Origin of the sequence: Bartonella sp. AA16NXGY (assembly GCF_042197325.1) — a bacterium.
In the GTDB taxonomy this organism is placed as follows: domain Bacteria; phylum Pseudomonadota; class Alphaproteobacteria; order Rhizobiales; family Rhizobiaceae; genus Bartonella.
Genome location: NZ_JBHIRR010000032.1, coordinates 1 through 6,596, shown reverse-complemented (window position 1 = coordinate 6,596; position 6,596 = coordinate 1). Strand labels below are relative to the sequence as shown.

At 39.7% G+C, this 6,596-nt stretch carries 7 protein-coding genes and 1 pseudogene; all 8 read right to left on the bottom strand.

Annotated elements, in window-relative coordinates:
- Positions 1 to 396: 396 nt before the first annotated feature.
- Complete coding sequence (locus ACFINK_RS09070) at positions 397 to 450, bottom strand: hypothetical protein (protein WP_375638870.1); 54 nt, start codon at positions 448 to 450, stop codon at positions 397 to 399.
- Positions 451 to 476: 26 nt separating this feature from the next.
- On the bottom strand, positions 477 to 815 hold the full coding sequence (locus tag ACFINK_RS09065) for a hypothetical protein (RefSeq protein WP_375638868.1): 339 nt from the start codon (positions 813 to 815) through the stop codon (positions 477 to 479).
- Between the two features lie 114 nt (positions 816 to 929).
- Positions 930 to 1,094, bottom strand: a complete 165-nt coding sequence (locus tag ACFINK_RS09060) for a hypothetical protein (protein WP_375621760.1) — start codon at positions 1,092 to 1,094, stop codon at positions 930 to 932.
- 9 nt (positions 1,095 to 1,103) lie between these two features.
- Positions 1,104 to 2,258: an MFS transporter gene (locus ACFINK_RS09055; RefSeq protein ID WP_375627878.1), complete on the bottom strand. Its 1,155-nt coding sequence runs from the start codon at positions 2,256 to 2,258 to the stop codon at positions 1,104 to 1,106.
- A gap of 531 nt (positions 2,259 to 2,789) precedes the next feature.
- A complete protein-coding gene (locus ACFINK_RS09050; protein WP_375638866.1) occupies positions 2,790 to 4,028 on the bottom strand; it encodes a DUF2087 domain-containing protein in 1,239 nt (412 codons plus the stop codon).
- Between the two features lie 10 nt (positions 4,029 to 4,038).
- Complete coding sequence (locus ACFINK_RS09045; protein WP_375638864.1) at positions 4,039 to 4,713, bottom strand: hypothetical protein; 675 nt, start codon at positions 4,711 to 4,713, stop codon at positions 4,039 to 4,041.
- 219 nt (positions 4,714 to 4,932) lie between these two features.
- Complete coding sequence (locus tag ACFINK_RS09040) at positions 4,933 to 6,132, bottom strand: MFS transporter (RefSeq protein WP_375638863.1); 1,200 nt, start codon at positions 6,130 to 6,132, stop codon at positions 4,933 to 4,935.
- A gap of 314 nt (positions 6,133 to 6,446) precedes the next feature.
- Positions 6,447 to 6,596, bottom strand: a pseudogene (locus ACFINK_RS09035) (DUF3792 domain-containing protein); the annotation flags it as partial.

Below are 6,596 nucleotides of genomic sequence, written 5' to 3'. Positions count from 1 at the left end.
ACTCAAAACTCTTCCCACGTACAAAACCCAAATAAGAACTAAGGGGCATGCCTACTAATCATCATGCACCTTCGGAAGCAAAATGGGTAGGGGAAGAACGTATAAGCTACGTAATGCCACGCACTTAAAGGGGCGCTCAAGGCTAAATCTAAACTCAGATTCTCTTGGCTCTTATGTCATCTCTCCCTTTGTCCTATGTGTAGTCTGTATAGCCAAATCCTCAAAACAATCTGCCAACTTTTTGTAACAAAAAAACTGTACACAATTCCTTGAACATCTACACTATCTATATCACTAAATACTAAGGGGGGCGCATAGCTGGCCTAAACTCTCTTTACAGAAAACAAAAAAACAAAACGCTGCATAAGAAAAACTCAAATGCTTGAATTTTTTCTTTCAACGTATGCGCTGATATTTGCTTGCATATCGTCTTAAAAATCCATTTTCCACCAAGATTCGTCTTAATCTCGCAAAATCTAAAGTAAAAAGGCTACATATTTTTTATGTTTCCGTTTCGCGATAGTTTTTCCTATTTGAAATGCTTCTGCAATTTTTGTAAGTATATCTTCTGTTTCTAAATGGTGATCGCTAAAAATTTCCATATTTCGTACATTTTTATCTTCTAGCGCTTGCCATAATTTATCGATTGCTTGAAATCCCTCTGTTGTGTTTTGAATAAGACCAAGGTTTAAAAGGCGATTAATAGATTTGTGAATGTTTTTGGTCTCTGAATTGACAAGTTTGAGGATATCAGAAAGAATTTTAGCACCAAGTATAATAACAGTATAGACAGCGCGTAGTGTCGGTGAGGTCATGGCAGAAATGAGCAAATTATAAGAAAAATGATTTGGCTGTGTTGCACATGGATATCAATAGAATATTATTCGTGCAGAATGTAGCTACCTTACGCTTGTCTATCCCATAATCCTTTAAGCTATGAGACAATTTGCAACGGCGTTTACAGAGCAATCTTTAAAGACCGTTTTGAGCTTTTTTGCCGCAGAGTGTGTTACAAAATCATAATTGAGTGATTTATGGCGAAGTGTTTTGAGTGCTCTTGTTGTGCCACTGGTTGCAAAAACTATATGTGACATGGAAGCTGCTTATTTTTTCGTTTGCATGAGGCAAAGGCAAGAAGCAAAGGCGGAGGCACCAACAATCATGCAAAAGGTGAAAGCGATATGATTGTTGAAATGGCTGATAATCCATCCACTTGTCCATGAGCCGGCGGCTTGGCCAATATTTGAAATAACAAGAATATAACTGAAAAGAACACTAGCAGAGAGGGATGGGGTTGTTTTCCCTGCTTGATAGTATATTTCTGGAATCATGACAGATTCATAGACACTGTAGGCAATTAATGCAGTCACAGCGGTAAAGACCCCACCCATGAGGAAAAATGAGGAGAAACTTCCCATAAGCCATAATAGGTAGAAAGTTGATTTATCGGAAAGGCTGAGATGTTTATTAATTATTCCTTGCCAGATACAAATACTGATGCCAACAATTGAAAAGAAAATTCCACTATAAGGGGCGAGATTGCTGTCAAATTTACTGAGAAGTGTTGTGGTGGTGATGAAAATTCCCATGAGGAATGCACAAAGCAAAGCCGTGACCAGCAAATAAGCAATAGAACGATTATGTATTATTGTTTTTAAAGAAGAAAGAAGAGCTTTTTTTGTTTTTTTATTCTTTTCAAGAGATAATGTTTTATGCGGGTAATGATAAACAATTTGAATGGATAGAACACAAAGATACAAACCAATGAGTGCAAAAAAAGCCATTAAGAAGGTTGATGCGTTGTATTTTATGGCACTCGTTGCAACAAGAGGGGCGATAACGACAGCAGCATTTTGAAAAAAAGAATAGAGAGTTAATGCGCGTTTAAGAGCATTTTCATTGAGATGTTCTGATAAAATTTCTCTCAAAAATGGCTTTGAAATTGCTTTCGAAAAAGCCATTAAGGTAAAAAAGATCAACCATGCAGAAGGTGTGAGCGATAGGATAATGCACACAAAAGCGCTACTCCTTAAAATAAAGGCGGTAGCCATTAAGAGTTTACGCGAAAATCTTTCTAATAAACCTGTTGTGGTTACCATGAGAATGCTTTCAAGGATTACCGATCCAGCGAGATAAAAAGCAACATTGGCAGCAGTTATGAGAGAAGAGTTTCCAAGCAGAGGGAGTACAAAGAAAAAGGAAAATTCAGAAAGGAAAACTGTGCTATAGATGAAAAAAGGAATTTTATTTTTGCCCATGGAATTTCCATAGAAGTGTTGTTAAATGATCAAAGACATTTTGTTGTATCTTTTGAGGAAGTTTTGCCAGCCCTATTTCTGCTGTGCACATTTCGTTGAAATAGTATCTTTCTTGATTCACTAGCCAGTCCAATGCAAGAATATTGTTTTTTCTACGATGTTTTTAGAAATATCGAGCATGATTTGGATTGAGCAACAACACTGTGCCCGGATGTTCGCGCAACAATCGTAAGATCATTGAGACCTTGATCCTATATCTTCTCCTGATGGTTTTGACTATTTCTAATTCTTTTTGATAACCACCCAATCCTTTTTGATAACCAATTGGCATCCCGCACTCTTGTTCCTCCCCATTGCATCTCTTGCGAAGAGGGCACGCTAATCTCATCTCCATAGATTGTCAACATATGAATGGGATGAATGATTTTGTAACCTTTTAATGAAATTATATTTTTTTAGTGGAAGGTTATTCATTCTCTTGAAATAGAGAAGAAAAACGATAGCGTTCGCTAATCATTTTTCAATTCTCTTTTAGCGCATGCGTTGATATTTTCCTCCATGGCGTTGTAAAAAACCTCTCTCAACAAGAGTGCGTCGTAATCGGGCAAAGTCTATCGTAAAGAGGTTGCATATCTTGGAAACTTCCGTTTCGCTATAGATTTTTTCCTTCTGAAAGGCTTCACCAATTTTTGATAGCATTTCTTCTGTTTCTAAATGGCGGTCGCTTAAATTTTCCCTATTCCGCTCATGTTTATTTTCTAGCATTTTCCACACTGTCTCTTCGGCTTGAAATCCTTCTGTTGTGTTGTGAATAAGTCCGAGATTCAAAAGGCGATTGATGGATTTGTGAATGTTTTTGGCATCTGAATCGACATGTTTGAGGATATCAGTAAGATTTTTTGCACCAAGGATAATGGCGGCATAAACAGTACGCAGTGTCGGTGACGTCATGGCAGAGATCAGTGAATTGCGGGTATTGCGTTTGTGAAGGGTTTCTTTCCCCATGGGCAAAAGATCATTGCGAATGGGAATTTCATTGATTTCTATGAGTTCTGCTTGTAGCGATTGTGCGCGTACAATTTGTTCGGCTGGGGTGCGTTTGCGAATAATCCCCAGACCACCCTGGCGATATTTGTGGTTTTCGGGGAGTGTTAAAGCTTCATAGGAGCCATCAAGCCGGTAGAGAATTTCTTCCCAGATGGGAGTTCTGACACGTCGCACCCGCTGTGCCCCATTGAGAGCAACCGTTGTTGTCATTGTTGGTTCATGCAGACATAGATAACCACCCGCGGTGATGTGTTCCCAAAGGGTTATAACAAATCGCACATCATCTGCTGGGGTTCCAGCATCAAGCCAAGCAAAATCTATTGGTCCCCAAGATTTGAGGGTGCTTTCATCGAGAGAGAAGAAATTCTCATGGATAAATGTTACAGTATCTTTTTCAATACCGCTTTGAAGCAGTTCTTGCCATGCTTCTTCGGCTGATTGACCTTCGACTGTAAAATCATCAATGGTGATAAGCCGAGGTTCGTAATTCTCAAGGATTCCTGAAGGATCAAGCAAAGTTGTGCGCTCTTCCCAGGTGGAAGATTCTAAAAGTTTTTTATCTTGTTGCCATGATAATTTCGCTTTTTGAAGTGCTTTTGCGATAAAGCACGTACTATCACCAGCACCGATTTCAATGACTGTGCGTGGTCTTGCCATTTGAATAAGCGCATAAATGAGCTGTGCACTATTTTCTGTTCCCATGCCAGGTCTTATCAGCTGCATCTTTTTATCCTTATAATTTTACCAATCGTAGCATTCCTGCTTTTATAAAAAACTTTATTGAATCCTCTAGCGGATATTGAATACGTATTGGTGTGGTGGCTTGCTTCAAGAGATGTTTTGTTTTTTCATGAAGCCGGATTGTACGCCCATTGAGTTGATTAATGGCAAGACTGCCAAGAGAAGAATCTATGATAATACATGTTGGCTCTCGTAAAAGAGCGGTTGCATCATTTTCTGAAAATGCTTTTTGATCTGTTTCGATGAGACCGTGTTGTAAAAGTGATATCAAAAGACTTCCAGAGGCAAGAAGAGTATCATTGAATTGTATTTCCCTCAGTGATTGGACAAGGCAGCCTTCACGAAGTGCTTCAAATGTGGGAAAGTCGAATCCGCCAAATGCCGCTCCTTTTATAGAAACAATGGTGATGGGTTGTATTTGCCGTTTGCCAATGAGTGCTGGTTTGTTTTTTATTATTTGTACATCTTTTGCCCATTGAACGTGTGATAAAGGATTAAGTTCACTTGGGTAGACAGCGAAAGAATTGATGGCTATGGGCGGCGTTGGTTTTTGCAATTCAAGTATGTGGGAGCTCTCATAACAATCATGTCGCATATAGTTTGCCAGTTGCCACACGTAGCCGCCTGTTCCATTGTAAAAGTTTAAGCCTATAGGGTCTTGTTGCATGATGTTATCGTTTTTTTTTTACTTTAAAATATCAAGCTTTGGGGAGGGTTGTTAGTTGCTCTACATTAAAGAGTGGTTTATCAAAGTCCTATTGGGTTGGTATGGGGTTGCATGGGATACAACGATTTGATAGGGATTTTATTGAAATTTGATTGGGTGGTGATTGTCATGTCCTTTTGGGGTGTATGGTTTGCTTGAGAGCAAAGATAGCAAAGTTCGTTAACCATTATCAAATTCTCTCTGTTTTTTTTGTACGGCACTGTTCACAATAAAACCTAAGATGCCTGTGATCATGGTGGCGATGCCAATGATAAACAGTGTGCTTTGGGTGTGATGCACTTTTACAAAACCGGCTCCTAGAAAGCCAAGGCACACCGCTGTTTGTATGATAAAGATATAGGCAGGCATTTGGTTGTTTCGGTGTTCTTTCTGAATGGCTTTCATCATAAAACTTGCCATCAGAGCATTTTGCACGCCGTTAGCACCCCCAAGGATGAAAAATGACAGCATCATTAACCATACAATATGTGTTAAGGAAAAGCAGAAAATTGCAAAGCCGATGATTGCAGCGGCAAGTGATGCTCCAGCGGCATTACCAAAGCGATGAAAAAGGCTGGAGAAACAGAGTGGACCAACCACGAGGCCAAGACTTAACATGCTTGTGATTACCCCATAGGTTTCTGCACTGAAGTACAGCTCAGTGCGGATGCGGACAATCGATAAGACGTTGAGAGCAGAGGTGAGGATGATGGTAATGATGAGGGGAGAAAGAGCATAGACAACATTTTTTTTACGCAAGAGACCCGTTAAATCTAGCCCTTTTTTGCTTTTTTGCGTTGTGTTTGTCGTTTGTGTATGAATTTTTAAACTTTTAAAACAGAAGAGAGTGATAAAGGTAGCAAAAAGAACCATGATGGATAGTGCAAAGAGCCCTTTTTGCCCGTTTGAAAGACCATATAGTACACCTCCTAACAGTGGTCCTGCAATGTAGCCGAGATTACGGACTGTTTGGATAATGCGGTTGTTACGGTCTAATTGATGATCATTGGTTGCAAATTCTGGGACGGAAACGAGGATAGCGGACCAAAAGAGTGAACCAGCACAACCTAGTGCGAAAGAAAGTGCAATATAAACCCAAAATTGGTTGGCGATTGCGGCAACAGCTATGAAGAGTGCTTCAAACAATAAAACAATGGGTACTGTTCGCGCTGGTTGGAAGCGATGTAAGAGACGTGGTGCAATGGGGCCTGCACAAATTGCCCCGACAAGCCCTGCAAACAGCAGCATTGAAATAGATGCTGTGCTTTCTGCTAAGTGGAGAGCAAATGTAACTTGTGCTGTTTCATCGGCAAAGCTGCTAAAGCCCAAAACAAGGAAAAGCCCCATTTGGGTGACAATCATGGATTTTTTCTTTGTCACAATGCTCCTCCCCAAGAGGTTATAAGGTACAATTTTCTTCTACGTGTTTATGGTATATTCCATGCTTTGTATAGTTTTTCTTGATGATCAGTTGAGAAAGGAAGTTTTCAGAGCTCTTTTCCAAAACAAGCACAATGCCTATTGGCAGCGATGAGCAACTCCTTATGTTTTTTTTAAGGGGAGTATTAAGGATGATGGGCTGGTGAAGTTGTCTGATATGAGAGACAATGATACAAAAAGACAATCAGAAAATTTTGCAAAAAAGCTGCACTATGCGTGCAGCTTTTTATGTATTTGCTTTAAAGGTAGACGTTTTAAAGCATGAAAGTGTCCTTACGGCTTCTATAACCATAATAGCCAAAAACACTGGAAATAATGGCGCCTACCAGACTTCCTAAAAAGCCCCACCACCCCATATTGGAGGCTGTTTTTGTGGCTTTAGTTGCAGTGTTTTTTGCTCCCTT

Excerpts from the sequence above, each read along its gene's own strand:
- ACFINK_RS09065 (WP_375638868.1), bottom strand. The coding sequence starts at position 815 with ATGACCTCACCGACACTACGCGCTGTCTATACTGTTATTATACTTGGT.
- ACFINK_RS09055 (WP_375627878.1), bottom strand. The coding sequence starts at position 2,258 with ATGGGCAAAAATAAAATTCCTTTTTTCATCTATAGCACAGTTTTCCTT.
- ACFINK_RS09050 (WP_375638866.1), bottom strand. The coding sequence starts at position 4,028 with ATGCAGCTGATAAGACCTGGCATGGGAACAGAAAATAGTGCACAGCTC.
- ACFINK_RS09060 (WP_375621760.1), bottom strand. The coding sequence starts at position 1,094 with ATGTCACATATAGTTTTTGCAACCAGTGGCACAACAAGAGCACTCAAA.
- ACFINK_RS09045 (WP_375638864.1), bottom strand. The coding sequence starts at position 4,713 with ATGCAACAAGACCCTATAGGCTTAAACTTTTACAATGGAACAGGCGGC.